22 protein-coding genes are annotated in these 26,178 nt (G+C 73.8%); 11 read left to right on the top strand and 11 right to left on the bottom strand.

Annotated features, from left to right (window positions below; translation table 11 throughout):
- Window positions 1–18 precede the first annotated feature (18 nt).
- The gene (locus DZA62_RS14045) at window positions 19–642 is read left to right on the top strand and encodes an HAD family hydrolase (RefSeq protein WP_157987675.1); all 624 of its coding nucleotides are present in this window, start codon (window positions 19–21) and stop codon (window positions 640–642) included.
- 72 nt (window positions 643–714) lie between these two features.
- Complete coding sequence (locus DZA62_RS14040) at window positions 715–1,056, top strand: hypothetical protein (protein ID WP_198663750.1); 342 nt, start codon at window positions 715–717, stop codon at window positions 1,054–1,056.
- 4 nt (window positions 1,057–1,060) lie between these two features.
- On the opposite strand, the gene DZA62_RS14035 is transcribed toward DZA62_RS14040, so the two are convergent.
- Together DZA62_RS14035 and DZA62_RS14030 are read right to left on the bottom strand one after the other, a co-directional pair.
- Entirely contained in the window at window positions 1,061–1,435 is a 375-nt protein-coding gene (locus tag DZA62_RS14035) for a DUF3037 domain-containing protein (RefSeq protein WP_116949819.1), read from the bottom strand.
- The gene (locus DZA62_RS14030; RefSeq protein WP_198663749.1) at window positions 1,432–2,211 is read right to left on the bottom strand and encodes a HipA family kinase; all 780 of its coding nucleotides are present in this window, start codon (window positions 2,209–2,211) and stop codon (window positions 1,432–1,434) included. The genes DZA62_RS14035 and DZA62_RS14030 overlap by 4 nt, the downstream gene beginning before the upstream one ends.
- A gap of 148 nt (window positions 2,212–2,359) precedes the next feature.
- Here DZA62_RS14030 and DZA62_RS37580 point away from each other — a divergent pair, with 148 nt between their 5' ends.
- A complete protein-coding gene (locus DZA62_RS37580) occupies window positions 2,360–2,743 on the top strand; it encodes a cold-shock protein (protein WP_116949539.1) in 384 nt (127 codons plus the stop codon).
- Window positions 2,744–2,763: 20 nt separating this feature from the next.
- Here DZA62_RS37580 and DZA62_RS14020 read toward each other — a convergent pair whose 3' ends face one another.
- Window positions 2,764–4,392 (bottom strand): MFS transporter, encoded by a 1,629-nt coding sequence (locus tag DZA62_RS14020; RefSeq protein ID WP_198663748.1) that lies wholly within the window; start codon window positions 4,390–4,392, stop codon window positions 2,764–2,766.
- 98 nt (window positions 4,393–4,490) lie between these two features.
- Between DZA62_RS14020 and DZA62_RS14015 the strand changes: the two genes are divergently transcribed.
- Window positions 4,491–5,264 carry a DUF3027 domain-containing protein gene (locus DZA62_RS14015; RefSeq protein WP_198663747.1) on the top strand — a complete coding sequence of 258 codons (774 nt, stop codon included), beginning with the start codon at window positions 4,491–4,493 and terminating at the stop codon, window positions 5,262–5,264.
- Window positions 5,265–5,275: 11 nt separating this feature from the next.
- On the top strand, window positions 5,276–8,272 hold the full coding sequence (locus DZA62_RS14010) for a sacsin N-terminal ATP-binding-like domain-containing protein (protein WP_116949537.1): 2,997 nt from the start codon (window positions 5,276–5,278) through the stop codon (window positions 8,270–8,272).
- 1,336 nt (window positions 8,273–9,608) lie between these two features.
- Here the strand turns inward: DZA62_RS14010 and DZA62_RS14005 are convergent.
- Genes DZA62_RS14005 through DZA62_RS13990 form a run of 4 tightly spaced genes read right to left on the bottom strand, consistent with a single transcriptional unit; the run spans window position 9,609 to window position 14,303 of the window.
- A complete protein-coding gene (locus DZA62_RS14005) occupies window positions 9,609–11,033 on the bottom strand; it encodes a hypothetical protein (protein WP_116949536.1) in 1,425 nt (474 codons plus the stop codon).
- The gene (locus DZA62_RS14000) at window positions 11,030–12,169 is read right to left on the bottom strand and encodes a hypothetical protein (protein WP_116949535.1); all 1,140 of its coding nucleotides are present in this window, start codon (window positions 12,167–12,169) and stop codon (window positions 11,030–11,032) included. Before DZA62_RS14000 ends, DZA62_RS14005 begins: the two co-directional genes overlap by 4 nt.
- Window positions 12,170–12,194: 25 nt before the next feature.
- Window positions 12,195–12,797 (bottom strand): dienelactone hydrolase family protein, encoded by a 603-nt coding sequence (locus tag DZA62_RS13995; protein WP_116949534.1) that lies wholly within the window; start codon window positions 12,795–12,797, stop codon window positions 12,195–12,197.
- 48 nt (window positions 12,798–12,845) lie between these two features.
- Entirely contained in the window at window positions 12,846–14,303 is a 1,458-nt protein-coding gene (locus DZA62_RS13990) for an NCS2 family permease (protein WP_116949533.1), read from the bottom strand.
- A 140-nt stretch (window positions 14,304–14,443) separates the two neighbouring features.
- Here DZA62_RS13990 and DZA62_RS36365 point away from each other — a divergent pair, with 140 nt between their 5' ends.
- Window positions 14,444–15,847: a DUF2530 domain-containing protein gene (locus DZA62_RS36365; RefSeq protein ID WP_198663746.1), complete on the top strand. Its 1,404-nt coding sequence runs from the start codon at window positions 14,444–14,446 to the stop codon at window positions 15,845–15,847.
- Window positions 15,848–16,098: 251 nt separating this feature from the next.
- On the opposite strand, the gene DZA62_RS13980 is transcribed toward DZA62_RS36365, so the two are convergent.
- On the bottom strand, window positions 16,099–17,124 hold the full coding sequence (locus DZA62_RS13980; RefSeq protein ID WP_116949532.1) for an endonuclease/exonuclease/phosphatase family protein: 1,026 nt from the start codon (window positions 17,122–17,124) through the stop codon (window positions 16,099–16,101).
- A 214-nt stretch (window positions 17,125–17,338) separates the two neighbouring features.
- Between DZA62_RS13980 and DZA62_RS13975 the strand changes: the two genes are divergently transcribed.
- Window positions 17,339–17,830, top strand: a complete 492-nt coding sequence (locus DZA62_RS13975) for a MarR family winged helix-turn-helix transcriptional regulator (RefSeq protein ID WP_232827437.1) — start codon at window positions 17,339–17,341, stop codon at window positions 17,828–17,830.
- A complete protein-coding gene (locus DZA62_RS13970; RefSeq protein WP_116949531.1) occupies window positions 17,827–19,134 on the top strand; it encodes an MFS transporter in 1,308 nt (435 codons plus the stop codon). The genes DZA62_RS13975 and DZA62_RS13970 overlap by 4 nt, the downstream gene beginning before the upstream one ends.
- Before the next feature lie 3 nt (window positions 19,135–19,137).
- Here the strand turns inward: DZA62_RS13970 and argS are convergent, their stop codons facing one another.
- Entirely contained in the window at window positions 19,138–20,883 is a 1,746-nt protein-coding gene (argS, locus tag DZA62_RS13965) for an arginine--tRNA ligase (protein WP_116949530.1), read from the bottom strand.
- Between the two features lie 53 nt (window positions 20,884–20,936).
- On the opposite strand from argS, the gene DZA62_RS13960 reads away from it, so the two are divergent.
- Together DZA62_RS13960 and thpR are read left to right on the top strand one after the other, a co-directional pair.
- Window positions 20,937–21,677: a maleylpyruvate isomerase family mycothiol-dependent enzyme gene (locus DZA62_RS13960; RefSeq protein WP_116949529.1), complete on the top strand. Its 741-nt coding sequence runs from the start codon at window positions 20,937–20,939 to the stop codon at window positions 21,675–21,677.
- Complete coding sequence (gene thpR / locus DZA62_RS13955) at window positions 21,674–22,222, top strand: RNA 2',3'-cyclic phosphodiesterase (protein WP_116949528.1); 549 nt, start codon at window positions 21,674–21,676, stop codon at window positions 22,220–22,222. The genes DZA62_RS13960 and thpR overlap by 4 nt, the downstream gene beginning before the upstream one ends.
- Before the next feature lie 456 nt (window positions 22,223–22,678).
- On the opposite strand, the gene serC is transcribed toward thpR, so the two are convergent.
- Both serC and DZA62_RS13945 read right to left on the bottom strand, forming a co-directional pair.
- On the bottom strand, window positions 22,679–23,806 hold the full coding sequence (gene serC, locus DZA62_RS13950; RefSeq protein WP_116949527.1) for a phosphoserine transaminase: 1,128 nt from the start codon (window positions 23,804–23,806) through the stop codon (window positions 22,679–22,681).
- A 146-nt stretch (window positions 23,807–23,952) separates the two neighbouring features.
- Window positions 23,953–25,059, bottom strand: coding sequence for a citrate synthase 2 (locus DZA62_RS13945; protein WP_116949526.1), 1,107 nt, complete (start codon window positions 25,057–25,059; stop codon window positions 23,953–23,955).
- 180 nt (window positions 25,060–25,239) lie between these two features.
- Here DZA62_RS13945 and pdxH point away from each other — a divergent pair, with 180 nt between their 5' ends.
- Entirely contained in the window at window positions 25,240–25,884 is a 645-nt protein-coding gene (pdxH, locus tag DZA62_RS13940) for a pyridoxamine 5'-phosphate oxidase (RefSeq protein ID WP_232827435.1), read from the top strand.
- Window positions 25,885–26,178 lie beyond the last annotated feature (294 nt).

Below are 26,178 nucleotides of genomic sequence, written 5' to 3'. Positions count from 1 at the left end.
CCGCGTATGGTGATCACCGTGCCCCTCACCATTGGATTCGACCTCGATCTCACTCTCGTCGATTCCGCGGAGGGCATCACCGTCTCCATGACCGAGGCGTTCCGGCGCGTCGGCGTCGTCATCGAAGCGCGGCAGCTGCTCCCGATGATCGGCCTGCCGCTCGACACCACGCTGCGCGCGTTCGTCCCCGAGGAGCGCGTCGACGAGGCCCGCGACATCTACCGCGAGCTCTACCCGGTCATGGGCATCCCGGGCACCAAGCCGCTGCCGGGCGCCCACGAGGCCGTCGACGCCATCCATGCGCACCGCGGTGTGGTGCTCGTGGTCAGCGCCAAGATCGAGTCCGCGGTCCGCGCGGTGCTCACGCACGTCGGCCTGCCGGTCGACGACGTCGTCGGCGAGCGGTACGCGGAGTCCAAGGGTGCCGCGCTGAAGGAACGCGGCGCCGACGTGTACGTGGGCGACCACCCCGGCGACATGGTCGGCGCCCGGACGGGCGGGGCCTACGCCATCGGCGTTACGACGGGCGGGCACGACGCGGTCGCGCTGCGCGAGGCAGGCGCCGACGTCGTCTTCTCCGACCTGCTCGACTTCCCGTTCTGGCTCGACGACTACGACAGTCAACCCGCCGGCCGAGCGTGAGGTGAGCTCCGCAACGGGAGGCACGTACACTGCGGGCGCATGAGGCCGATGAATGTCCGCCACGCCCGACCGTTGGCCATCACAGCGCTCGTCGTGGGCGTCCTGCTGCTGGCCGTCTCACTCCTCAGCCCGCAGCCGACCGGCATGTTCGCCGGCTCCGTCCTGGCCCTGCTCGGCATCCTCCAGCTGGCCAACCCGATGCTCAGGGTCGACGCCGGCGAGGTGCGGGTGTGCAACCCGCTCGGCATGACGATCAAGCGCTTCGACGTATCCTCGCCGGCCGATCTGACGATGGACGGCAAGGTGCTGCAGCACGTGCCGAGCGGTAAGAAGATCGCGAGAATCGGGTTCGGCGCCGACCAGGAGGATGTCGCCGCGCTCCGCTCCCAGCTGCAGCCCGAGCCGACCGGCTGACCCCTCAGAGCACCAGCCGACGCAGCAGCCGGTCCAGCTCCTCCGCGGGGTCGTCGGTGAGCCCGGCGTGCACCGGCCCCGTCTGCACGATCGTGCTGCGGGGCGCCGTCAGCCAGCGGAATCGCTCGCCGATCGCCGTCGCGCCGACCGGCCCGGCCGCCGCAGGGTCGGTGCAGGCCGCCGCATACGCCTCGACTGCCGCCGTGACCGCGTCGACGTCGGCCTCCGGGTCCAGCGCGCGCAGCCGGTCGGCGTCGACGTGGGTCGCGGCGGCGAGGTAGTCCGCCTTCTGGCTGTAGACGAGGACGCCCGCGTTGACGAACTCCGCGCGCTCGATGCGCGGGACCACCCGCAGGACGGCGTACTCGAACGGGATCATGCGCCACCCGCCGGCAGCCACGTCGACGACGCCGCGGCACGCGCGGCGAGGTGGTCGGCGTAGACGGCGCGGACGGCGTCCGGCCCGGCGCCGTCCAGTCCCGGCACCTCCGGCAGCCAGTCGTCCGGGACCAGCGTCAGGATCTCCGCCAGCGCCGATGGCGTCACCTGCGGCGCCAGCTCGGCCGCGGCGGCCGGCAGGCCGTCGGCGGCGAACGCCAGCACGTGGTCGTCGATCGGGTACGGCCGTGCGGCGAACGCCTCGACCCCCGGCCAGGTGTGCTGGAACAACAGCGCGGCGCCGTGGTCGATCGCCCACAGTTGCCCGTGCCACGTCAGCAGGTTCGGGTTGCGCCAGCTCCGGTCCACGTTGACCGTCAGCGCGTCGAGCCACAGCACCTTCGCCGCGTCGCCGGCGTCGGCCTGCCGGCCGTGGCCGTCGTACCCGAGCGAGCGCGGCAGGAAGTCCATGCCGAGGTTGACGCCGACGCTGGCCAGCAGCAGCGCCTGGATCTCCGGGTCGGGCTCGCGCCGCGCGATCGCGTCGTCCAGCTCGACGAGCGCGAGATCGGGCACCCGGATGCCCAGCCGCCGGGCCAGTTCGCCGACGACGATCTCCGCGACCAGCGTCTTCGGGCCCTGCCCGGCGCCGCGGAACTTCACGACGTACGTGCCGAGGTCGTCGCCCTCGACCAGCCCGGGCAGCGAGCCGCCCTCCCGCAACGGTTCGACATAGCGGACCGCGCGTACCACGGGCAGTCCCGTTCGCACCGTCACCGTGGAATCCTCACCATGGCCGACGACGGTACGTCATCGGATTGATCGCCCCCGGAGAGGCCCAGGGCCCTCCGTCGGCCTTAGTCTTGAGAAGGTCTCCCGAGCAACGGGAGAATTGTCCGGTCCCCCCGACACGAAGAGGTCAGCCGTGCCAACGGGCAAGGTCAAGTTTTTCGACACCGAGAAGGGCTTCGGCTTCCTCTCGAAGGACGAGGGCGGCGACGTCTTCGTCCACTCGTCCGCGCTACCCGCGGGCGTCTCGGCCCTGAAGCCGGGGCAGCGAGTGGAGTTCGGTGTGGCGGAGGGCCGCAGGGGTGAGCAGGCGCTCTCGGTGCGCGTCCTCGACCCCCTGCCGTCGGTGTCGGCGGCGACCCGCAAGAAGCCCGACGACATGGTGACCATCGTCGAGGACCTCATCAAGCTGCTCGACGGCTTGTCCAACACCTATCGGCGCGGCCGGCACCCCGACCAGCGCACGGCGCGCCAGGTCGCCACCGTGCTGCGCGCGGTGGCCGACGACCTCGACCTCTGACGTGGTGAGCCCCGCGGGGCTCACTCCTCGGGGCGCTGCGGTGGCGGGGTCGACGGCGACGGCGTGCGCGCAGGCGGGCGGACCCGCAGCGCGAACACCAGCCCGCCGACCATGACGATGGTCGCCACCGTCATGCCCAGCCACGGGATCAGCGGCAGCACGATGCCGACGCCGCCGCCGACCACCCAGCCCAGCTGCAGCAGCGTCTCGGAGCGGGCGAACGCGTTGGAGCGGTTCTTCTCCGGCACGTCGCGCTGCACGATGGCGTCGAGCGACAGCCGGCCCAGCTGCTGGGCGAAGCCTGCCGCGAGCCCGACGAGGATGACCGTCAGCAGGTTCCAGAAGAGGGCCGTGACCAGCGTGCACGCCGCGGCGAACCCGACCAGTGCCATGACGGTGCGGTCGGGGCTGCGCGCCTGCACGAGCGCCCCGACGGACGAGCCGAGGGTGCTGCCCAGCCAGGCGGCGGCCGCGACGATGCCCAGCAGAACGAGGTCGTCGAGCCCGGCGACCGGCGCCTCGCGCAGCACGAAGGCCATGAACATGGTCATGAAGCCGGACAGCCAGCGCAGGGTGGCGTTGGCCCGCAGCGCACGGACCACCGCCGGCCCGACCCGGAACTTGCGCGGCTTGCCGGGCACGGTGGCCGACCCGTCGTCGTCGCCCTCGGTGAGCGACGCCGGCTCCTCGCCGATGGAGAGGTCGACCTTCTTCGGCAGCAGGATCGCCAGCACCGTGGTGCCGACGTAGGCGAAGAACGCCGCGCGCAGCGGCCAGTCGTCGCCGATCTGCGCCAGCCCGATGCCCACCGGAGCGCCGAACAGCGTGCCGAACGTGGCCGCCAGCTGCAGCCGCGAGTTCGCCGCCACCAGCGTCCAGCCCTCCGGCAGCAGCCGGGGCACCGCGGCCGCCCGCGCGACGGCGTAGGCCTTCTGACCGACCAGCACGCCCAGCGCCGCCGGATAGAGCCACACCCCACCGCCGATGACGGCGTCGGCGGCGACCCAGGCGAGGAACCCGCGGCTGGCCGCCGTGAACCCGATGGCCCACCGGCGGCCGTGGCTGAAGCGGTCGAGGAACGGGCCGAGCACCGGCGCGACGACCGCGAACGGCGCCATGGTGAGCAGCAGGTACAACGCGACGTTGCCGCGAGCCTCCGTGGTGGAGACGGAGAAGAACAACGTGCCGGCCAGTGCGACCGTGACCAGTGCGTCGGCGAAGGCGCTGGCGGCGTTGAGCTCGATCAGCCGGGACAGGCCCGTCTTCCCCGCACCCTGGGCCTCCGCGGCGCGATGCAGGCGGTTGGCGCTGAACCGGGCCGCGCGCGACGTGCCGGATGCGGCGGATCGGGCCGCCCGGCCGGTGGCACCGGCGGCGCGGCGTACGCGGTCGCCGGTGGACGGCGGACCCGGCGGGGGCGGCGGCAGCGACCGGGTGCGGTCGTCGCCGCCCGAGTGGCCGTCGCCCGGAGGCTGGCCGTTGCCGGGTGGATGTCCGCCGCCGGGCGGTCGCCCGTTGTCACCCGAGTGGCCGTTGCCGGACGCCTGCTCGCCACCGGCGAACGGCGACTCGTACGCACCGCCGTCGCCGCGCGCGCCACGCCCCCCGCCCTCTCCGGGCGGGCCGGCCAGCGGATCGGTTTCAGCCACACACCCATCCAACCGCATCGGGCCGGCGGGACCGGAGGATGTCCCCGGATCGGGCGCGATGTGTCGATCATGGCGCGAGTTTGCGACAATCGATTCTCGTGACCGCCGCATCGTCTCGCACCCGCCCCGCCAAGGCCGACTCCGTCCTCGTCAAGGCCGTCGAGGATGCGCGGGCGGCCGCCGTCGACGTCGGCAGCGACGACGCCGTCGGCGACCATCTCGGCCACGACGCCGAGGGCGAACGCGTCGTCACCCATTACTTCGCCTGCGAGCTGGCCGGGTACGTCGGCTGGCGTTGGGCGGTCACCGTCACCCGGGCGTCGCGGTCCAAGCTGATCACGGTCAGCGAGTGCGTGCTGCTGCCCGGCGCCGACGCCGTCCTCGCCCCGGCCTGGGTGCCGTGGGACGAGCGGGTCAAGCCCGAGGACCTCGGGCCCGGCGACCTCCTGCCGGTCGCCGAGGACGACTACCGCCTCGAGCCCGGCTACGCGACGGCCGAGGAGCAGGACGCTCTCGAGGTGGTGCAGGAGCTGGGCCTCGGCCGCGAGTGGGTGCTGTCGCGCGAGGGCCGCGACGACTCCGCCCTGCGCTGGTTCGAGGGCGACACCGGCCCGCACACCGACATCGCGAAGGCGGCGCCCGGACGCTGCGGCAGCTGCGGCTTCTCGGTGCTGCTGGCCGGCACGCTCGGCCACGCCTACGGGGTGTGCACCAACGAGCGCACGCCGTTCGACGGCAAGGTCGTCTCACACGCCCACGGCTGCGGCGGGCACTCCGACGTGCGGCTGCCCGCGCCGTCCGAGGACGCCGCCGAGCCGGTCGTCGACACCCTCAGCTACGAGCTGGTCCCGCTGGAGCTCGACGCGCCGTAGCATCGGGCCCCGTGGACGTCTTCGACACCGCGGCGCTGCGCGAGCGCGTCCTGGCGGCCTGGTCCGCGTCGCCTGCCCGGTTCCGCGAGGACGCCAACGCCGAGGACGAGCTGGCCCGTGGGTCCTACCGCGACCGTGTGGTCGTCGAGCTGGCGCAGAACGCCGCCGACGCGGGCGCCCGGGCCGGTCGTCCGGTGCGGCTGCTGCTGCGCCTGAGCGGGTCGACGCTGGTCGTGGCCAACACCGGCGCGCCGCTCGACGCGGCCGGGGTCGAGGGCCTGTCGACTCTGCGCGCGTCCACCAAGCGCGACGGCGACACCGTCGGCCGGTTCGGGGTCGGTTTCGCCGCCGTGCTGGCGGTGACCGACGAGCCGCGGGTGCTGACGGCGTCGGGCGGCGTGCGGTGGTCGCGGTCCGACGCGCTGCGCGCGGCGGAGTCGGTGCCGGAGCTGGCCGCCGAGCTGGCCCGGCGCGGTGAGGCGGTGCCGGTGCTGCGGCTGCCGTTCCCGGCGTCCGGTGTGGCGCCGGAGGGGTACGACACCGCCGTCGAGCTGCCTTTGCGCGACGTCGACGCGGTCCGGCTGGTTCGCCGGCTGCTCACCGAGATCGACGACGCGCTGCTGCTGGCGCTGCCGTGGCTGGGCGAACTGGTCGTCGACGTCGACGGCGAGATGCGCCGGCTGTCCGCGGGCGGAGCGACGACGCTGGCCGACGGGCTGGTGGAGCGGCGGATCGGTGAGCGGACCTGGCGGCTGGCGACCCGCACCGGCGCCGCGCCGGACCAGCTGGTGGCGGACCGGCCGTTCGAGGAGCGGACCCGGCCGGGGTGGTCGGTGACGATCGCGGTGCCGGTCGGCGACGACGACGGGGTGCGCGCGCCGGTCGCGCTGCCGCCGTCGCTGCCGGCCGTCGTCCACGCGCCGACCCCCACCGACGACCGCACCGACCTGCCGGCGTTGGTGATCGCCGGACTGCCGCTGGACTCGTCGCGCCGCCGGGTGGTGACCGGCGCGCTGCTGGACCACCTGGCGGTGCAGGTCGCCGAGGTGTACGCGGGGCTGGTCGCGTCGTTCGTCCCCGCGGCGCCGGGTCCGGCGGTGCTGGCCCTGGTGCCGGGGCCGCTCGGGCTGGAGGCGGTCGACGCCGTGCTGCACCGTGCGATCCGGGCGGCGCTGACGGCGACGCCGTTCGTGCCCGGCGCCGGGGGCGAGCTGCTGCGTCCGGCGGAGGTGACGCTGGTCGACGGCCTGAGCCGGACCGGCGACCCGGCGGCGCTGGGCGGCGTGGTCCGGGGGCTGCCCGCGCGCGACTGGTGGCGACCGGAGGTGCTGGCCGGGCTGGGCGCCACGGTGACGCCGCTGGCCGACGTCGTCGACGAGCTGGCCGGGGAACGGCTGGCGGCGCCCGCGTGGCGCTCGGTGTACGACGCGCTGGACGGGTCGGATCGGGAGTCGCTCGGCGCGCTGCCGGTGCCGCTGGTCGACGGCCGGTTGGTCCGCGGGCCGCGTGGGCTGCTGGTGCCCGGCGAGGTGCGCCCGGAGCTGCTGGCGCCGTTCGACCTGCGGGTCGTGGCGCCGGACGCCGTTCACCCGCTGCTCTACCGACTCGGCGCCGTCGACGCGACCGCAGCCTCGGTGCTGCGTGATCCACTGGTTCAGGGCGCCGTCGCCGACCTCGCCGAGAGCGACGACGACCCCACGCCGATCGCCGACGCCGTGCTCGGGCTGCTCGCGGAATCCGGTCTCGACGCCGCCGACGAGCCGTGGCTGGCCGGCCTGCCGTTGGCCGACGCGACCGGTGCCGCGGTTCCGGCGCGCGAGCTGCTGCTGCCCGGCTCGCCGCTGCTGACCGCGCTCGACGCCGACCCGGCCGAGTTCACCGTCTCGCCGGAGCTGGTGGGCCGGTTCGGCCCGGCCGTGCTCCGGGCCGCCGGGGTACGCGACGGGTTCGCCGTCGTCCGCGACACCGACGTGACGCTGGAGCCGGACACCTGGCACGACCTCGACGACGAGGACCGTTGGGTCGACGACGTGCTCGCCGGACTGCCGGTCCCGCCGGTGCTGTCACATCGATTCGTCTCCTCGGCGACGCCCGCGGGTGTCGCCCTCACCGGTGAGTTCGCCGCCGTCGCCGAGCTCGACCTGGTCCGCGAGGACGCCTGGCCGCGGGTGCTGGAGTGGCTGGCCGCCGACGCCGAGGCCCGGGCCGCCGTGGTCTCGCCGGTGCGGCTGACGCTGGCCGACGGCGCCCAGCGCGACGTGCCGTCGTACACCGCGTGGTGGTTGCGGCGGCACGCCCGGATCGGCGGCCGTCCGCTGACCGGGCTCGCGCTGCCCGGCGCCGACCCGGTGGTGGCGGCGTTGCTGCCGGTCGCCGACGTCCCGGTCGACGACGCGTTCGCGGCGGCCGTCGGGCTGGCGCGAACGACCGGTGAGCTCGACCCGGACGCCGTCCTCGCCCGGCTGGCCGAGGACGACCTGGAGCTGCCGGCCGCGACGCTGGCCCGCGTGTACGCGGCGCTGGCCGCGCACGACCCGGCCGGCGTGCGGGCGCCGGAGCGGATCCGAGTCCCGGACGGCGTCGGCAGTCGCGTCGTGCCCGCCGCATCGGTCATGGTCTGCGACGGCCCGCACTGGCTGCAGCTCGGCCTGCCCGAGCTGATTCCCGGCCCGGCCGCCCTGGCCGATCTGCTCGACGTCGACCTCGCGTCGGAGGTGCACGACGCCGCGCTCCGCGACGCCGGGCGTCGGCAGCCGGTGCCGGGCGTGGCCGCGGCGGTGCTCGGCGTCACGCCGCCGACGTACCTGGAGCACGACGACCTGATCGTCGGCGGCGTGTCCGTCGACTGGTGGCCCTCCGGCGACGACGTCCACGCCGCGACCACTGACGGCCTGGCACGCGGGCTGGCCTGGACGACCGGTCAGTGGGCGAAGCGCTGGCTGCTCGCCGAGGCACTGGCCGATCCGGATGCGCTGCCCGGCCTCCTGGCCGACGACGCCTTCGACTGACCGGTCACCGCGTCGCCCGGCTCCACCATGATCATGTTCCCTAGCGGCGTCCCAGTGGCCGCCAGGGCACATGATCATAGTGGCGGCGTCCACGCAGCGCGCCGATCGTTCCCGCGCCGCCTTGGTGGCTCTGCCGGCCATCGGCCTGAGCACGCCTCGACGTCGCCACACTGTCCGGTTCGTTCCTGGTTCGCGGCGTGGCCGGCCGTGCGGGCGCACCTCGGGCTCTGCCGCCGTGGCTTGGCGTGACGTGTGGCCCGTGGACATCGTTGATCATCAACGATCGCCTACATCACCAGGCGTTCTCCTGCTCTGCGAGGCGTGCATGCCTGGTGGAGTGGGAGAACGCCTGGTGGAGTGGTGTGTGAACCGGTGTTCACGGGCGATTTGGTGTCGCTGGGGCGGCAGTGAACCGCCTCCTGATCACCGTTCTCACCATGGCGCACGCCGACGTCGACGGGGCCGGGTCAACAGCGCGTAGCGGCCACTCCGACAGCGGGCGCAGCCAGGCCAACGCAGCAGTGGCCGGACGGTCGGTGGGCGCGGTCGGGTGAATGGCGGGCGGCGGCAGGATCGACGGCGGGCACAGTCGTGTCGACGGTGGGACGGCCGAGCCAACGGCCAACACCCAGCAGCCGCCAGATCGACGGCCGACCCTGCAACCACTGCACCCTGGACACTGGACCGCTGGATCCCTGGACCACGCGAGTGGACCTTGAGGTGTGCCCAGACTCGCCCCGTCCCCCTGATAGCTGCCCGTTCTTGGCCGCGGGCGTGCGGTTCAAGCGGTCGTCGTCGGCGCGGAGCGCCCGTCAGTCCGCTTGAGGCGCGCGTTCGCGGCAGGAGAATGGGGCAGCAGGGGGACGGCGAACGGCACAGACCCGGTGAACGAGCGCACCGGCCAACGGACGGCCCGACCACCAGTAGCTCGGCCCACCAGTAGGCCGAACTGACCAGCAGGCCCGGCCGACCAGCAGACCCGAACCGAGCGAGCTGACCAGCCAGCCACGGTGGACCGAGCCGGCGGACGGGACGAGCCGGCGGACGGAACGAGCCGGCGGACGGAACGAGCCGGGCGGATGTGAACCGGGCGGATCGAGCGGACCCGATCCACGACCCGGCGCCCGACGCCCGACCTACGGATCGAGCAGAAGAGCCGGACGTGATCACGTTCACCACCCGATCCCGCGCTTCCCCAGGGCGCAACCGCGATCGAGCATGAGCGACCCGTCGTGATGACGCCGGGGGCGCGAGTGCCCATCGGGCGCGGGGGACGCCCGCCCGGACGCCGAAGCCACCCCTGACGGCATCCACCCCCGAACGCCGCCGCCGGCGGTCAGAACCGCCGGCCGCCGCCCGAGCGTCGGGACGAGCGGCGGCTGGAGCCGCCGCCGAAGCTGCGCCGCCGACTGCGGCCGCTGCTGGACCCGCTACCCCAGCCGCCGGAGCGGCCGGAGCCCGACGAGCCGTCGCCGGAGGACGCCATGGCCTCGCCGGCGGCGCGGCTCACCGACCTGCTCATACGCGACAGCCGGGCCCGTGGGCGGTGGGAGTCCCAGCGGCTCCACAGCGAGCCGCGGGCGCGCGAATGGCCGTCGTGCGGGAAGCGCCAGCTGCCGGCGGTGCCGTTCCAGTAGCCCTCGATGTAGGCGACGAGGTCCTCGCCGCCCTCCCAGTAGCTGCCGCGACCGGCCTGGCGGGCCTGCGGCGCCTCGCCGGCGTCGACCCGGGCGGCGCACTGGTCGCAGACCGGCACCTCGCGCTGCGCCCCCTCGGGTGGAGTCCACTGCCGGGCCTGTGTGCTCGGACCGTGCCGCGGGTCGAAGAAGCACGGCGCCGTCTGCTCCGGGACCGGCCGGCCCTGCTGCAGCGCCTCGAGACAGGCGATCTTGTAGCGCGCGGTGCCGAGCAGCGACGTGACCGACTGGACGTCGTCGTCGGCGGCGGCCTGGTCGAGCCGGTGCCGGGCCTTCTCGACGGTGTCGAGGATCTCCTTCGTCAGCCCCGCCTGCGCGATGTCGGACGTCGTCGGCAGGGTGGTGACGCGGTCGGACAGCTCGATGACCTCTTCGGTCAGCATCGGCTTGACGACGTCGAGGTGACGCTGCTCGTCGGCGCGGCGGCGGCGCCGGGCGCTGAGCGTCGTCCCGCCCCACCAGAGACCGGCGATCCCGGCGGCGCCGCCGGCCCACGGCGCGACGTCGCGGTAGAGCGGGTGGTCGACGTCGGAGGCGCGGTCGATGAAGCGGTCGATCATCGGGCCGTACTCGGGCGCGCAGCAGTCGACGGCCTGGTCGATGGCGTCGCCGACGTAGTAGGTGGGGCCGTCCTCGCTGTGCTGGACGCCCCAGATGCCGCGGCCGTCGTAGGACGAGTCGGCGACCGACATGACGAGATAGATGCCGTCGACGCCGACGCGGTCGTACAGCTGCGACGCGAGCTCCTCGCCCTCGTAGAGCAGTTCCCGGCCGACCAGGCGGTCCTGGCCCTCGGGGTCGAGCTTCCACGCCGGGACGACGGCGATGCGCATGTCGGCGGGGGCCGTGGCGGCCGCCTCGTCGAGGTCCGCCGCCTCCGTCGAGCCGATGGCGTCGGCGGCGTCGGGGTCGACCCACACGCCGGGCTCGGCCAGTTCGACGGCGACCTCGTCGAGGTAGCGGTCGACGTCGGCTTCGTCCGCGGCTGCCGGGCTCGTCGCGACCCAGAGGCCGGCGGCGGTGGTCAGGGCGAGCGCGGCCGCGGTGCGCGCGGCGGGCCTCATCGGACGGCTCCGGCCAGCCGGTCGCGGCAGGGGGCGCAGACCGGGATCTCGCGGGCGCGACCGCCGGTCGGGGTGTACATCCAGTCGGTCACGGACACTCCATGGCGCTGGTCGAAGAAGCAGTCGTCGCGTCGCGCGGGCAGCGGACGGCCGGCCAGCCGCGCCTGCGCACACGCAAGGCGCCACCGACCGTACTCGACCGTGGACCGGACCGCGCGCAGCACGTGGTCGTCGGGCGTGCCGTCGACGGCCGCGCCGACTTCGGCGTAGGCGTCCATGGCGGCCTGGACGTCGGCGGCGACCGCGGGATCGGTGACGCTGGTGTCGGCGGCGTCGAGCTCCTCGCCGAAGCGGGTGACGTCCTCGCGGGCCAGCTCCTGCCGGTCCTCGAGGGAGTCGGCCTCGTCGTCGAGCACGTCGAAGGACGGCCGGTAGAGCGCCGGTCCCTCCTTGCCGTCGTTCGCCCGCCGGCGGTGCCACCAGAACAGCCCGCCGGCTGCCACGGCCAGCACCACCAGCGCGATGACCAGCGGCAGCACCCAGCCGGCGCCGCCGGAGTCGTCGGGTGCGCCGGGCAGGCCGAGCTCGGTCAGCGCGTCGTCGAGGATCGCGACCTGCTGCGAGCGGGTGTGCCGCTCGACCGCCGTCTCGACCGCGTCGCGTACAGGGGCGTCGACCCCGAAGGCGGCGCCGTACGTGGCCGCGCCGCCGAAAACGACGAGGTAGACGCCGTCGGGTCCACCGGCGGCGTCGACGGCGTCGAGGAACGCCGCGGCGCGGGCGTCGTTGTCGTCGCCGGGCATATCTGACAGCGCCGTGGCCGGGACGACGGCGATGTGGGTGGCCGGCGAGCGACCGTCGACGCGGTCGGCCAGCCGCTCGGCGTCGGCGGGCGGCACGATGCCCGACTGGGTCTCGTCGACGTACACCGGCGCGGACGCCCAGGCCAGGGCGACCTCGCCCGGGTAGTCGCTGGGCGCCGGCTCTTCCCCGGCGACGAGCGTGGTCGCCCGGGACGCCGCATCGACCGTTGTCACGGGAGCCGTCGGGCTCAGCGTGGCCGCGGACGCCGTCGCCGGGCCGAGCGCCGTCGCGGCAGCCACGAGCAGTGCGGCCGCCGGGAGTGTCAGCCGCATGGGTGCTCCTCGCCGGTGGGGTGGGTCAGCGCCCCCGATCCTCACATGCCGCGACGAACTCCAGCGCACGGCCGTGCATCAGGCCGGCCGCCTCGGCGTCGTATTCGCCGGTCAGCGAGGGATCGCCGAACAGGTGCGCCGCGACGCCCGGATAGGAGAAGTAGTGGTACTCGGCTCCGGACGCGGCGGCGGTCTCGGCGAACTCGCGATTGGCGTCGTCTTCGCGGAACGGGTCGAGCTCGGCCTCGTGCACCTGGACCGGGACGGCGGACGGCCACAGCTCGGCGCCGACCGCGCGGACCGGCACCGAACCGTGGAACGCCAGCGCGCCACGGGCGCCCGGCCGTGACGTGACCAGGTGCACCACCGAGATGACGCCGTTGGAGTAGCCCGCGTAGACGACGTCGGGCCGGACGCCGTCGACCGCTGTGTCGCTACGGCGCAGCAGCTCGGCCCGGCCGCCGTACTTCTCCAGGAACTCGAACGCCTCGTCGTAGTCGTCGAACACCGCGCCGCCGTAGAGGTCGGGCACGTGCACGACGTGACCGGCCGCGCGCCACTGCTCGGCGGTGTGCAGCACCCCGGGGCGCAGCCCGAGGACGGAGTGGAACAGCACGATCTCGGTCATGTCTGCGGTTCTACCGGACGGCACCGACAATGTCGGCCCGGTGTCGGGTCAGCGCACGCCGAGCAGGTCCTCGATCGGGGTGATCGCGAAGTAGACCACGAACAGCGCGGCGATGATCCACAGCAGCGGGTGCAGCTCGCGGATCTTGCCGCGGGCCAGCTTGATGATCACGAACGACAGGAACCCCGCGCCGATGCCGGTGCTGATCGAGTACGTGAACGGCATCAGCGCCAGCGTCAGGAACGCCGGGATGGCGATCTCGACGTCGTCCCAGTCGATCTCGCGGACCTGGCCCATCATCAGGAACCCGACCAGCACCAGCGCGGGCGCGGCGGCCTCGTTCGGCACCATCGCGACGACCGGCGCCAGGAACGTCGCGAGCAGGAAGCAGATGCCCGTCACGACGCTCGCGAGGCCGGTGCGCGCGCCCTCACCGACGCCCGAGGCGGACTCGATGTAGGACGTGTTGCTCGACACCGACGCGGCACCGCCGGCGGCCGCGGCGACGGAGTCGACCAGCAGGATCTGCGTGGTCTTCGGCGGGTTGCCGTTCTCGTCGAGCAGCTCGCCCTCGGCGCCGACGGCGACCATCGTGCCCATCGTGTCGAAGAAGTCGGCCAGCATCAGCGTGAACACGAACAGCAGCACGCTCACGACGCCGACGGACTCCCACGAGCCGAGCAGGCTGAAGTTCCCGAGCAGCGAGAAGTCCGGCAGGTCGACGATCTGGTCGGGCACCTGCGGCGCGTTGAGGTTCCAGCCGCCCGGGTTCTCCGCGGACGTGCCGAGGTCGGCGATCGTCTCGACGACGACGGCGAGCACGGTGGTGCCGATGATCGTCCACAGGATCGCGCCGCGGATCTTCAGCGCGAACAGCACGATGACGGCGATCAGCCCGGCGCAGAACACCGCGACCGGCCAGGTGGTCAGCGAACCGCCCTCGCCCATCCCGATCGGCGGCGACGGCATCCCCGTCGAGCGCACGAACCCGGCGTTGACGAGGCCGACCAGCGCGATGAACAGTCCGATGCCGACGCTGATGGCCGTCTTCAGCTGACGCGGGACCGCGCCGAACACGGCCTGCCGGAACCCCGTCAGGACGAGGACCAGGATCACCAGGCCCTCCATCACCACCAGGCTCATCGCGTCGGCCCACGTCATCTGCGACGCCAGCCCGAAGGCGACGAACGCGTTGAGGCCGAGGCCCGCCGCCAGCGCCAGCGGGAAGTTCGCGACCACGCCCATGGCGATCGTCAGGGCGCCGGCCACCAGGGCCGTCGTCGCGGCCACGGCGGCGAGGTCGGGTGCGGCGCCGCCGCCGAGGAAGTTGCCGTCGACGTCGGCGACGGTGCCGATGATCAGCGGGTTCAGCACGATGATGTAGGCCATCGTGAAGAAGGTGACCAGGCCGCCGCGCACCTCGCGGCCGATGGTCGAGCCGCGCTCGGTGATCTTGAAATAGCGGTGCAGCGCGGTGGGTTCGGTCGTGGTGCCGGTGTCGGTCATGAGGGCCTCCGGGCGGCTCGGCGGGGGGACGGACGCAGCCGGTTTCGGGCGTGAGGATGCCAGAAGATCGTTACCGGACGAATACGGCGGGCCGTGGATCGGCTCGCCGCGACAGATGCGGCCGGGCTAGCCTGGGCTATATGGCGAAGCGTCGACGGCGGTCCCCAGGGGAACCCGAGGTCGAGGCGGTCGAGCCCGATCAGGTTCAGCCGCTCGACATCGACGGCGTTCGCACGGTCGCCGTCGTCACCGTTCTCTGGGCGGTCGCGTTCGTTCTGCTCGCCCTGCGCATGGACACCCTGCAGGACGAAGGCCGCGGCTGGTGGGTCTGGACCTGCCTCGCCGGCGTCGGCCTCGGGCTGCTGGGGCTGGAGTACACCCGCAAGCGGCGCGACGCCATCGAGTTCGAGCGCGAGGATGCCGAGGCGGAACGCGCCGAGGCCGAGGCGGCCGGTGGCGAGGTGATGACGCGCGGCGAGGTCATGGCGCGCGACGCCGACGTCCCGCCGTCCGCCGGGCTGCGGCCGGGCGAGGCGCCGCGACGGGGCGCGCCGGCCCGGGGCGAGCCGGTCCGGGGCGAGCCGGTCCGGGGCGACGGGCAGCGGCCGGCCGGCGGTTCGCCCTTCGCCGGCGGGGCGGCGGCCGGTGGATCTGGGGCCGGTGGGCCGCAGAGCGCGCCCGACTCCGTCACGCGGCCGATCGACACCGGCGGCAACCTCCCGCCGGTACGCCCCGAGACCACGCGCACCGACGCCACCCGCGTCGACCTGCCGCCCACCCGGCCCGGCGTGCGCCCCGAGACGCGCGGCGGCCGTCCCGACACCACGACCCACGGCCGGCCCAGCTGGACCGGGGAGCAGCCCGTGCCGCCGTCGCGTCAGGGCCCGCCGACCGGGGAGCAGCCCGTGCCGCCGTCGCGTCAGGGCCCGCCGACCGGGGAGCAGCCCGTGCCGCCGTCGCGTCAGGGCCCGCCGACCGGCGAACGTCCGCGGACCGGCGAGCGTCCGGCGCCCGGGCAGCGGTCCGCTCCGGCCGCGCGGCCGGGACCGGTCACGGGTGAGAACCCGGTCGGGCCACAGCGTCCCGCCGCGTCGCCGCGTCCCGCGCCTGGCGAGCGTCAGGCGGCCCCGTCGCGGCCCACGACCGGGGAGCGTCCGGTGACGCGTCCGGCGGAGAGCCCGGCCGCGCCGCAACGACCCACGATGCCCTCGCGTCCGGCCGCGTCCGAGCGTCCGGCGCCGGCGCCCCGAACCGGCTCGGGCGACAGCCCAGCCGCGCCGCGTCCCGCTGCCGATCGCCGTGCGGCCCCGCCGCCGCCCGAACGTCCGACCCGGCGCACGCCGTCGGCGTCCGAGCTGTTCGGCGACGAGCCGGCCCGCCCCGCTTCCTCTCCTCCGGACGACGACGAGCCGCTGCTCGACACCACCTTCGGCGGCCGCCGCGGGGTCGACGACGCGCCCGACACGCCCGCCGCCGAGGACGACGACACCGAGGGCGGCAGTCGCTACCGCGGCCGCCGCGCCCGCCGTTCCGACACCGCCTGACGCGGACTACCCCCTCGTCCGCGCGGCCGCATCGGTCCGACGCCTGACCCGCTCTGGCGCCGGCGCCGGTCGGTCCTCGCCGGGTCGCTGTCGCCGCCGTCTCCCGGACGCCGGCCGCGTCGGTCGTGCGCCGGGCGCCTCGTCCGCATGGCGGCATCAGTCGGTAGGCCCGACCCGCCTGGCGCCTGACCCGCCTTGACACCGGCGGGTCCGCAGCCGCGCGCCACCGGTCTGAACGTCCCCCGTGGCGGTCAGCCGACGCTGACGTCGGTCCAGACGGCGGCGTGGTCGGAGTAGAACGTGCCGGGATCGTGCTGCGGCAGCCGGGTGTCCACCGTCGCGGCGTCGTGGACCCGCACGGCGCCCTTGGCGAAGATCATGTCGATGCGCTGCGGCGTGATCAGCCGCTCCGTCGGCAGCGGGCTCCACGTTCGTCCCTCGACGGCGACGTCGGGCTCGGCCGCTCGGAACGTGTCGACGAACCCGGCGTCGGTGAGGACCTTGGTCGCGGTGAGGTCGTAGGCCATGCCGAAGTGGTTCGGCGCGCCCGCGTGCGCCGCCGACCAGTCCGCGGCCGGCAGTGTGTTGACGTCACCGCCGATGACGATCGGCACGTCGCCTCCTCCGGTCATCGCCGGCAGGTGCCGACGCACGATCTCGTCGACGTGGGCGGTCTGGCGTCGCCCGGCGGCGACGACGTCGGCCGGGGAGTGCCGCGGCGTCAGCCCTGCCCGGATCGCCGCCGCGTTCTCGTCGATCAGGTAGCCGTCCCACGGATCCGTGTAGTTGCACCAGAGCACGAACGCGTCCAGCTCCCGCCGTCCCGGCAGCCGGAGCCGCACCCCGCCGAGGTTGAAGTCGCTGATGTGCGTCCCACCGGCCGGCTTCGCGTGCACCCGGACCACCGGCAGATGCGTGAAGATCCACAGGTTGTCGCCGCCGGCCGCCGCGTCGGTGATCTTGATCCCGGTGAACCGCCCCCGGCCGGCCCGCCGGGTCAGCTCGCGGGCGATCCGGTCACCGGCGCCGTAGGTCTCGACGGCGAGGTAGACGTCCGGCCGCAGTGCAACCAGCTGGTCGAGCAGGAACGGCAGGTTGCCGGCGCCGACGCCGGTCCCACCGCGGTAGATGTTCCAGGTCAGCACCCGGATCGTCCCCGGTCCCGGTCGAGGCGGCACTCCGGCCGCATCGGCGGACCCGGTGCCGAGCGAGCCCGCGGCGCCGGCGGCGGCGAGGGCTCCGGTCCGCAGGACGGAGCGGCGGCTGAGGCCGGACATGGCGGCACATCCTTCGGTTGGCGGAGAGCGGCGGCGCGGCCAGTCTCTGCAGCCGCCGCCGAGCCGGTCAACGGACGTCGCGAATCGACGTTCAGGCGTCGGGTGCCGCTCACCGGGCGTTCAGCCGCCGGCCGAACCGGCACCAACCGTGCCAGCAGCAAACCGGTGAGACGCCGCTGGCCTTTAGCAAAGGTAATGAGTTAGACTAACGAAAGTGCCAGCCGCGAAGATCTCCCAGAACACCGCGCCCCAGAGCCAGCCGGCGCGCTCGGGCCCGGCGCAGCCGCGTACCCAGGCCGGGCTGGCCAGCTCCCTCCGCATCGCCGTCGGACGGCTGAACCGCCGCATCCGCAACCAGCGCGAGGACGACGCCCTGACGTTGAACCAGCTGTCCGCGCTGGGCATCCTGGAGCGCAAGGGGCCGCTGCCGGTGGGCGAGCTGGCCGCGTGCGAGCGCATCCGCCCGCCGTCCATGACGCGCATCGTGTCCGGCCTCGAGGAGCTCGGCCTCGCCGTCCGCGAGCCCGACCTCGACGACCGCCGCGTCATCAACGTCCGCATCACCGAGGCCGGCAAGGCGCGCACCGCCGCCGACCGCAAGCGCCGCAACGCGTGGCTGACCCACAAGCTGCGCGACCTCTCGCCGGACGAGCGCGAGCGGCTGCGGGCGGCGCTACCCGTGCTCGAGAAGCTGGCCGGCCTGTGAGTCCTACTTTCCATTCCCTCCGGCACCGCAACTACCGGCTCTATTGGTCGGGCATGTTCCTGTCCAACGTCGGCACCTGGATGCAGCGCATCGCGCAGGACTGGCTGGTGCTGGTCGTGCTCGGCGGCGGCGCGCAGGCGGTCGGCATCACGACGGGCCTGCAGTTCCTGCCGTTCCTGCTGGTCGCCCCGTTCGGCGGGCTGCTCGCCGACCGGTTCGACAAGCGCCGGCTGCTCATGTTCACCAACGCGTTCCTGGGCCTGGTCGGTCTCACGCTCGGCATCCTGACGCTCACCGGGGTGGCGCAGATCTGGCACGTCTACGTGCTCGCCTTCCTGCTCGGCGTCGGCACCGCGCTGGACAACCCGGCCCGCCAGGCGTTCGTCTCGGAGCTGGTCGGCAAGGACGACCTCACCAACGCGGTCGCACTCAACAGCGCGTCGTTCAACGCGGCGCGGCTGATCGGGCCGGGCGTCGCCGGCATCCTCATCGGGCTGATCGGCACCGGCTGGGTGTTCATCCTCAACGGCGCGTCGTTCGTGTCGCCGATCCTCGCGCTGCTGCTCCTGCGCGGCGTCGGCGGGCGGCCGAAGCACGACCCGGAGCGGGCGGGCACGGTCTCGCAGCTACGTGAGGGTGTGTCGTACCTGTGGTCGCGGCCTGACCTGCTGATGGTCGTCACGATCATGTTCGGGCTCGGCACGTTCGGCATGAACTTCCAGATGACCATGGCGCTGATGGCCACCGACGTCTACGGCAAGGGGCCCAGCGAGTACGGCCTGCTCGGCTCGATCATGGCCATCGGCACGCTGTCCGGCGCGTTGATCGCGGCCCGGCGGCGGGTGCCGCGGCGGCGGCTGATCGTCGGCGGCGCGGTGGTGTTCGGCGTGTTCGAGGTGGCGGCCGGGTTGATGCCGTCGTACGTCCTGTTCGCCATCTCGCTGGTGCCGCTCGGCATCATCGCGATGACGGTGATGACGGCGGCCAACGCCTACGTGCAGACGACGGTGCCGCAGTACGTCCGCGGCCGGGTCATGTCGCTCTACATGATGATCTTCATGGGCGGCACCCCGTTCGGCGCGCCGGTCATCGGCTTCGTCGCCGACGCGTTCGGCGCCCGCTGGTCGTTGCTCGGCGGCGGCATCCTGACAGCGGTGTTCACCATCGCCGCGTTGGTCGTCCTGGCTCCGAGGAGCGGCGTCGTGGTGCGGACGCGGCTGCGGCCGCGGCCCGGACTCGTCGTCGTCACCACCGCACCGGCGCCGTCGCCCGCCGACGAGCAGACGCCGGTCCGGGTGGCCTGACGGTCACATCCGCTCCGGCGCCGCCATGCCCAGCAGCGCCAGGCCCTCGCGCAGCGTCGCCGCCGTCAGCCGGCACAGCGCCAGCCGATTGCCGCGCCGCGGCTCCGGCGCCGTCAGCACCGGGCACGCCTCGTAGAAGTCGGTGAACGCCCGCGCGGTGTCGTAGAGGTACGTGCACAGCCGGTGCGGCTCCAGCGTGGCGGCCACGTCGGCCAGCGTGTCGCCGAACGCGTCGAGCGCCAGCCCGAGCGCCCGCTCGGCCGGGTGCAGGTCGGCCGCGGGGTCGACGACGGGGGCCGGCTCGCCCTCGGCGCGACGCAGGATCGCTGCGATGCGGGCGTACGCGTACTGGAGGTAGCCGCCGGTGTTGCCCGTGAACGACACCATGCGGTCGACGTCGAAGCTGTAGTCCTTGGTCCGCGACGTCGACAGCTCGGCATACTTGACCGCGCCGACGCCGGTCAGCTCGGCGATGCTGTCGGCCGCGGCAGGGTCGAGCGACGGGTTCTTCTCGGCGACGACGGCCCGGGCGCGGTCGACGGCGGCGTCCAGGAGGCTGCCGAGCGTGACGGTGTCGCCGGCGCGGGTCCGGAACGGCCGCCCGTCGGGGCCGAGCACCGTACCGAACGAGACGTGCACGACCTCGACGCCGCTGGGCAGCCAACCGGCCCGCCGCGCGGCCTCGGCGACCAGCCGGAAGTGCAGAGCCTGCCGTGCGTCGACGACGTAGAGGATGCGGTCGGCGTGCAGTTCGCGGACGCGGTACCGCAGTGTCGCGAGGTCGGTGGTGTCGTAGCCGTAGCCGCCGTCGCCCTTGCGCAGGATCAGCGGTACCGGCGCGCCGTCGGGCCCCACCTCGTGCGCCGAGAACACCACCACCGCGCCGTCGCTGACCACGGCGACTCCGGCGCGCGTCAGCTCGTCGACCACGGCCGCCAGCCGCTCGTTGTAGAACGACTCGCCGGCGGAGTCGGCCGGTGTCAGCAGCACGTCGAGCCGGTCGTAGAGCTGCCGGAACGCCGCCTCGGACTCCGCCACGATCTCGCGCCAGACGGCGATCGTCGCGGGGTCGCCGGACTGCAGCGCGACCACCCGGGCGCGGGACCGGCCGGCGAACCCGGGGTCGGCGTCGAACCGTGCCCGCGCGGCCCGGTAGAGGCGGTCCAGCGCCGACACCGACGACTCGCCGGCCAGCTCGTCGTGCCGCCACGCCGCGCCGGGCTGCTCGTCGAGGTACTGGATGAGCATGCCGAACTGCGTGCCCCAGTCGCCCAGGTGGTTCTGGCGGACGACGTCGGCGCCGAGCCGGGCGAGCACCCGGGCGAGGCAGTCGCCGATGATGGTCGAGCGCAGGTGCCCGACGTGCATCTCCTTCGCGATGTTGGGCGCCGAGTAGTCGATGACGACGCGCCGGCCGGCCTCGCCCCGCGGAAGCCCGAGATCGGGCCGTGCCACCCGTCCGGCGACCCGCCGCCACACCGCGTCGGCCGCGACGGTGAGCTCGAGGAACCCCGGCCCGGACACCCGGACGTCCGCCAGCACCCCCGGGCGCACCTGCGCCGCCACCCGCGCCGCCAACTCGCCCGGCGGCCGGCCGGCTCGCCGTGCCAGCGCGAGCGCTGCGCCGGACTGGAAGTCCGCCCGCTCGCTCGGCCGGACCAGGGGGTCGGCACCGGTCAGCGCGGGATCGGCGGCGGCGATGCCGTCGGCCACCGCCGCGGAGACCTCGATCAGCAGCGAGCTCGTCATGCTGCGCCATGGTGGCAGCGCTCGCCGGCGCGGCGCCATGCAATTGTTGACGGATGCGGCTGACCCACGGACAGTACGTCGCCAGCGTCCGAGCCGGCGGAGAGCGCCTGGAGGCCGTCGCGGGGCGCGGTCTCGACGCACCCGCGCCGGCCTGCCCGGGCTGGACGGTGCGCGACGTCGTCGAGCACACGGCCACGGTCTACCTGCACAAGGTCGCCTGTATCCGGGAGAAGCGGGCGCCCGGCCCGTGGCCGCCGGAGCGGGACGACACCCCGTCGCTGCAGTACTTCCGCGCCGCCCACGACGTGCTGCTCGCCGAGCTGACCGCCCGCGACCCGCTCGAGTTCGCCGAGACGTGGTGGTGGGACGAGCGCACCGTCGGCTTCTGGGGCCGCCGCATGGCCCACGAGACGGCGATCCACCTGGTCGACGTCGAGCTGGCGCACGGCGACGTCTCGGCGATCGACCCGGCGCTGGCCGTCGACGGCGTCGACGAGGTGTTGCGGCTGTTCCTCGCCGGCGACTGGAGCGACGAGCCGGTCGCCGGACCGGCCGGCGCCACCGTCCGGGTCCGCACCGGCGAGCGCGGCTGGCGGGTCGTCATGGAGCCGGCCGCCGTCGTCGCGCAGGTCGACAAGTGGCCCGACGTCCCGGTCGACGCCGTGCTGGCGGGGCCGGCCGAGCCGCTCTACCGCTGGCTGTGGGGCCGTGGCCCCGACGACGCGCTCACCGTCGAGGGCGACCCGGCGATCGTCGCGCTGCTGCGCGACCGGCTGCGCGCCGCGACGCAGTGAGGCTCTTCGCCGCCGTCGATCCGCCGCCCGCCGCGGCGGCGCACCTCGCCGCCGTCGTCGACGAGGTCCGCGACGGCGTGCTGCGCTGGTCCGACCCGGCCGGCTGGCACCTGACGCTGGCGTTCTACGGCGAGGTCGGCGAGGACCGGCTGGGCGAGCTGACCGAGCGGCTGGCGCGCGCTGCCCGGCGACACCCGGCGACACGGGCGCGCATCGCGGGCGCCGGGAGGTTCGGCCGGGCGGTGCTCTGGGCCGGCATCGACGGTGACGACGTCGCGCTGCGCGCCCTGGCCGGGTCGGCCCGTGCCGCCGGCCGGCGGATCGGCGTCGGATCCGAGGACCGGCAGCGGTTCCGGCCGCACGTCACGCTGGCCCGGGCCCGCGGCGCCGCCGACCTGCGGCCGTACGTCGAGCGGCTCGCGGCGTACTCGGGCCCGGAGTGGCCGGCCGACGGCGTGACGCTGTTCCGGTCGCGGCCCGGCGGACCCGGGCACGGGCCGCGGTACGAGGCACTGGCCCGCTTCGCGCTGACCGGCCGCCGCTGACGCCGTCAGAGCAGCGCCGCCACCGCGACGATGAGGACCATGACGACCAGGGTGGCGGTCACCAGTTGCCGGGTGGTCTTCGGCCGCACCGTGGTCGCCTCCTTCGCTGCTGGACTGACTCAGCCTACGCGCCGCGCGGCGCCCGCCGATGCGCTGGTCGGTGCGGTGAATTCACCGATCCGTGACCAATCATGTGACTAGTTGATCGACCGTTGCAACAAGGTTGCGATCAGGCCTCCTGCCAGCGCGAACCGGTCGACTACCGCAGTAAATTGCTGACCGCGTGGCCGACCGTCAGAGGACCGAACGGATGATCCCCACGGACTTCGCTGACCTCTATGGTTGAGCCAGGAACACGACGGGGGAATGGGGTTCCTGCAAGTAAGTGGAACCAACAACGCGCCCGGCCGCTGACACGAATCGCGGCCGGGCGTTGTTATTGACAGCTTCGGTGACCTACGCGCCGAGCTTCTCGACGACGAAGTCGATGCACGCCGTCAGGGCCTCGACGTCGGCGGGGTCGACCGCCGGGAACATCGCCACGCGCAGCTGGTTGCGGCCCAGCTTGCGGTACGGCTCGACGTCGACGATGCCGTTGGCACGCAGCACCTTGGCCACCGCGGCGGCGTCGACGCTGTCGTCGAAGTCGATGGTGCCGACCACCAGCGAGCGGGCGTTGGGGTCGGTGACGTACGGCGTGGTGTAGGGGGTCTTGTCGGCCCAGCTGTACAGGTGGCTCGACGACGCCGTGGTGCGGCCGACGGCGAACTCGAGGCCGCCGTTGCCGTTGAGCCAGTCGAGCTGGTCGGCCAGCAGGAACAGTGTCGCGACGGCCGGGGTGTTGTACGTCTGGTCCTTGGCCGAGTTGTCGACGGCGGTCGGGAGGTCGAGGAAGGCCGGCACGTACCGGTCGGTGGCGGCGATCTCCTCGACCCGGGCCAGCGCGGCCGGCGAGAACGCGGCGATCCACAGCCCGCCGTCCGAGCCGAAGTTCTTCTGCGGCGCGAAGTAGTAGACGTCGGCCTGCGTGGGGTCGACCGGCAGGCCGCCCGCGCCGCTGGTGGCGTCGATCAGCACCAGCGCGTCGTCGGCGGCGCCGTCGACCCGGCGGATGGGCGCCATGACGCCCGTCGAGGTCTCGTTGTGCGGCCACGCGTAGACGTCGACGCCGTCCTCGGCGACCGGCGACGGCAGCGAGCCCGGCTCGGCCTTGACGATGGTCGGCTCGTCGAGCCACGGCGCGGTCTTGGTGACGGTGCCGAACTTCGACGAGAACTCGCCGAACGACAGGTGCTGCGCCTTCTGCCGCACCAGGCCGAACGCGGCGGCGTCCCAGAACGCCGTGGTGCCGCCGTTGCCGAGGACGACCTGGTAGCCCTCGGGCAGCCCCAGCAGCGCGGCGACGCCCTCGCGGACGCGGCGGACCAGGTTCTTCACCGGCGCCTGCCGGTGCGAGGTGCCGAGGACGGCGCCGCCCTGTGCGGCGAGGGCGGCGAGCGCCTCGGGACGGACCTTGCTCGGGCCCGAGCCGAACCGGCCGTCGGCGGGCTTGAGATCGTCGGGGATCTGAACAGTGTCGGTCATGGCTGCGCTCCGTGTCGGGTGTCCGGTGGGTTACGGAAGTGTGACGACACTGTCAGGTAGGCCATTGTGCCGCATGAATGGGGGCATGCGAGCGCCGGTCCGTCACGTGACACGGACCGGCGCGTGGCGTCGTACGTCGATGCTGGTCAGGCGGCCCAGGTGGGGTTCCAGCCGGCAACGGTGTCAGGGGTGCGGGCGCCCGGGCCGGTGTACTTGGCCGACGGACGGACCAGCCGGCCGGTCTTCTTCTGCTCGAGGATGTGCGCGCACCAGCCGGCGGTGCGGGCGCTGGTGAACATCGAGGTGAACATGTTCGCCGGCACCTCGGCGAAGTCGAGCACGATGGCGGCCCAGAACTCGACGTTGGTGGCGAGGACGCGGTCGGGCTTGCGCTCGTGCAGCTCGGAGAGCGCGGCCTTCTCGAACGCCTCGGCGACCTCGTAGCGCGGCGCGCCCAGCTCGCGGGCGACGCGGCGCAGCGTGCGGGCGCGCGGGTCCTCGGCGCGGTAGACGCGGTGGCCGAAGCCCATGAGCCGCTCGCCGCGGTCGAGGATGCCCTTGACGTAGCCGACGGGGTCGCCGGTGCGCTCGATCTCCTCGATCATGGCGAGCACACGCGACGGCGCACCGCCGTGCAGCGGGCCGCTCATCGCTCCGACGGCGGCCGACAGCGACGCGGCGACGTCGGCGCCGGTGGAGGCGACCACCCGTCCGGTGAACGTCGACGCGTTCATGCCGTGCTCGGCGGCGGACGTCAGGTAGGCGTCGACGGCGGCGGTGTGCCGAGGGTCGGGCTCGGCGCGCCAGCGGACCATGAACTGCTCGACGATGCTGCCCGCCTGCGCCACGACGTCGTCGGGGACGGGGGTCTGGCCGGCGCCGACTCGTGCCGACTGGGCGACGAACGAGAGCATGGCGGACGCGCTGCGGGCCAGCTGGTCGCGGGCGTCGTCGTCGCTGGTGTCGAGCAACGGCTGGAAGCCCCAGAGCGGCGCCAACGTGGCGACCGAGCTCTGCACGTCGACCCGGATGTCGCCGGTGCGGACCGGCAGCTCGAGGGGCTCGGCCGCCGGCAGGCCGGGATCGAACGCGCCGTCGACCAGGAGTCCCCACACGTTGCCGAAGGGCACCCGGCCGACGAGGTCGTCGATGTCGACACCGCGGTAGCGGAGCGCACCGCCTTCCTTGTCTGGCTCGGCGATCTGGGTCTCGAACGCTACGACACCCTCAAGGCCATGCTTGACCTCGGTCATTGACATCTCCATTCGTGGTGCGCTCGCGGGCCCCCACGTCCATCATGCCCCGCGACTGGTGGCTCTCCACAAGTTGCGACAATGTGAATGTGCGGTTTCCCACAGTGGCCTCCGCCACGTCCCTGTGGTGCGCGCCGCGGGGCGGGCGTTCTGTCAGGAGGTGGTGACAGAGTGGAGCACGTGGAGGAAGGACTGCCGCGCATGCGCCGTCGCTACACCGCCGGGCGGTTGCTCGAGCGCGACCTCGCACCCGATCCGTTCGACGAGTTCCGCGCCTGGATGCACGACGCCGTCACCATGGGCCTGGCCGAGCCCAACGCCATGGTCCTCGGCACCGTCGGACCCGACGGCCAGCCCAGCAGCCGATCCGTGCTGCTCAAAGGGGTCGACGGCGGTGCCTTCGTCTTCTTCACCAACACCGGCTCTCGCAAGGCGACGGAGATCGCGGCCAACCCGCGGGTGTCGCTGTGCTTCCCGTGGATCGCCATGGAACGCCAGGTCCTCGTCTGCGGCTCCGCGTCGGCGGCGTCGCGCGAGGCGACACTCGCGTACTGGCTGACCCGGCCCCGGGAGTCGCAGATCGGCGCCTGGGCCAGCCACCAGTCGGCGGTCATCGGCGACCGAGCCGACCTCGAGGCGGCGGCCGCCGCGATGGCGGAGCGGTACCCGGACGAGGTGCCGCTGCCGGAGTTCTGGAGCGGGTACCGGGTCGTCCCCGAGACCGTCGAGTTCTGGCAGGGCGGCGTCGGCCGGTTGCACGACCGGCTGCGCTATCGATGCCTCGTCGACGGCGAAGGCTGGGTGGTGGAGCGGCTCGCTCCCTGAGGCGGCGTGGGCCGGGTCTTCCGGGTTCTTCCGGGTCTTCGGTTGGCTGGGCTCTCGTGGGACGGGGTTCGTGCCGTTGGCCTGCCCCTGCTGCTCTCCATAGTCGGGGGCGCAGGTGGCCGCCTCGAGCGGACTGATGCGGCGCTTCGCGCGGCGACGACCGCTTGACCCGGCCGCCCGCGCCCCCGTTCCAGCAGCATCAGGGGCCGGCCCACCAAGGGGCCCCGGCTCTCCTGCTCGCTGTGCTCCTGCTCGCTGTGCTCCTGCTCGCTGTGCTCCTGCTCGCTGTGCTCC

Origin of the sequence: Jiangella endophytica (assembly GCF_003427025.1) — a bacterium.
Taxonomy (GTDB): Bacteria; Actinomycetota; Actinomycetes; order Jiangellales; family Jiangellaceae; genus Jiangella; species Jiangella endophytica.
This window is presented reverse-complemented; position numbering and strand designations above follow the sequence as displayed.

Excerpts from the sequence above, each read along its gene's own strand:
- DZA62_RS13995 (WP_116949534.1), bottom strand. The coding sequence starts at position 12,797 with ATGACCGAGATCGTGCTGTTCCACTCCGTCCTCGGGCTGCGCCCCGGG.
- argS (WP_116949530.1), bottom strand. The coding sequence starts at position 20,883 with ATGACGAGCTCGCTGCTGATCGAGGTCTCCGCGGCGGTGGCCGACGGC.
- DZA62_RS14000 (WP_116949535.1), bottom strand. The coding sequence starts at position 12,169 with ATGCGGCTGACACTCCCGGCGGCCGCACTGCTCGTGGCTGCCGCGACG.
- serC (WP_116949527.1), bottom strand. The coding sequence starts at position 23,806 with ATGACCGACACTGTTCAGATCCCCGACGATCTCAAGCCCGCCGACGGC.
- DZA62_RS13990 (WP_116949533.1), bottom strand. The coding sequence starts at position 14,303 with ATGACCGACACCGGCACCACGACCGAACCCACCGCGCTGCACCGCTAT.
- DZA62_RS14005 (WP_116949536.1), bottom strand. The coding sequence starts at position 11,033 with ATGAGGCCCGCCGCGCGCACCGCGGCCGCGCTCGCCCTGACCACCGCC.
- DZA62_RS13980 (WP_116949532.1), bottom strand. The coding sequence starts at position 17,124 with ATGTCCGGCCTCAGCCGCCGCTCCGTCCTGCGGACCGGAGCCCTCGCC.
- DZA62_RS13960 (WP_116949529.1), top strand. The coding sequence starts at position 20,937 with ATGCGGCTGACCCACGGACAGTACGTCGCCAGCGTCCGAGCCGGCGGA.
- DZA62_RS14035 (WP_116949819.1), bottom strand. The coding sequence starts at position 1,435 with ATGATCCCGTTCGAGTACGCCGTCCTGCGGGTGGTCCCGCGCATCGAG.
- DZA62_RS36365 (WP_198663746.1), top strand. The coding sequence starts at position 14,444 with ATGGCGAAGCGTCGACGGCGGTCCCCAGGGGAACCCGAGGTCGAGGCG.
- DZA62_RS13945 (WP_116949526.1), bottom strand. The coding sequence starts at position 25,059 with ATGACCGAGGTCAAGCATGGCCTTGAGGGTGTCGTAGCGTTCGAGACC.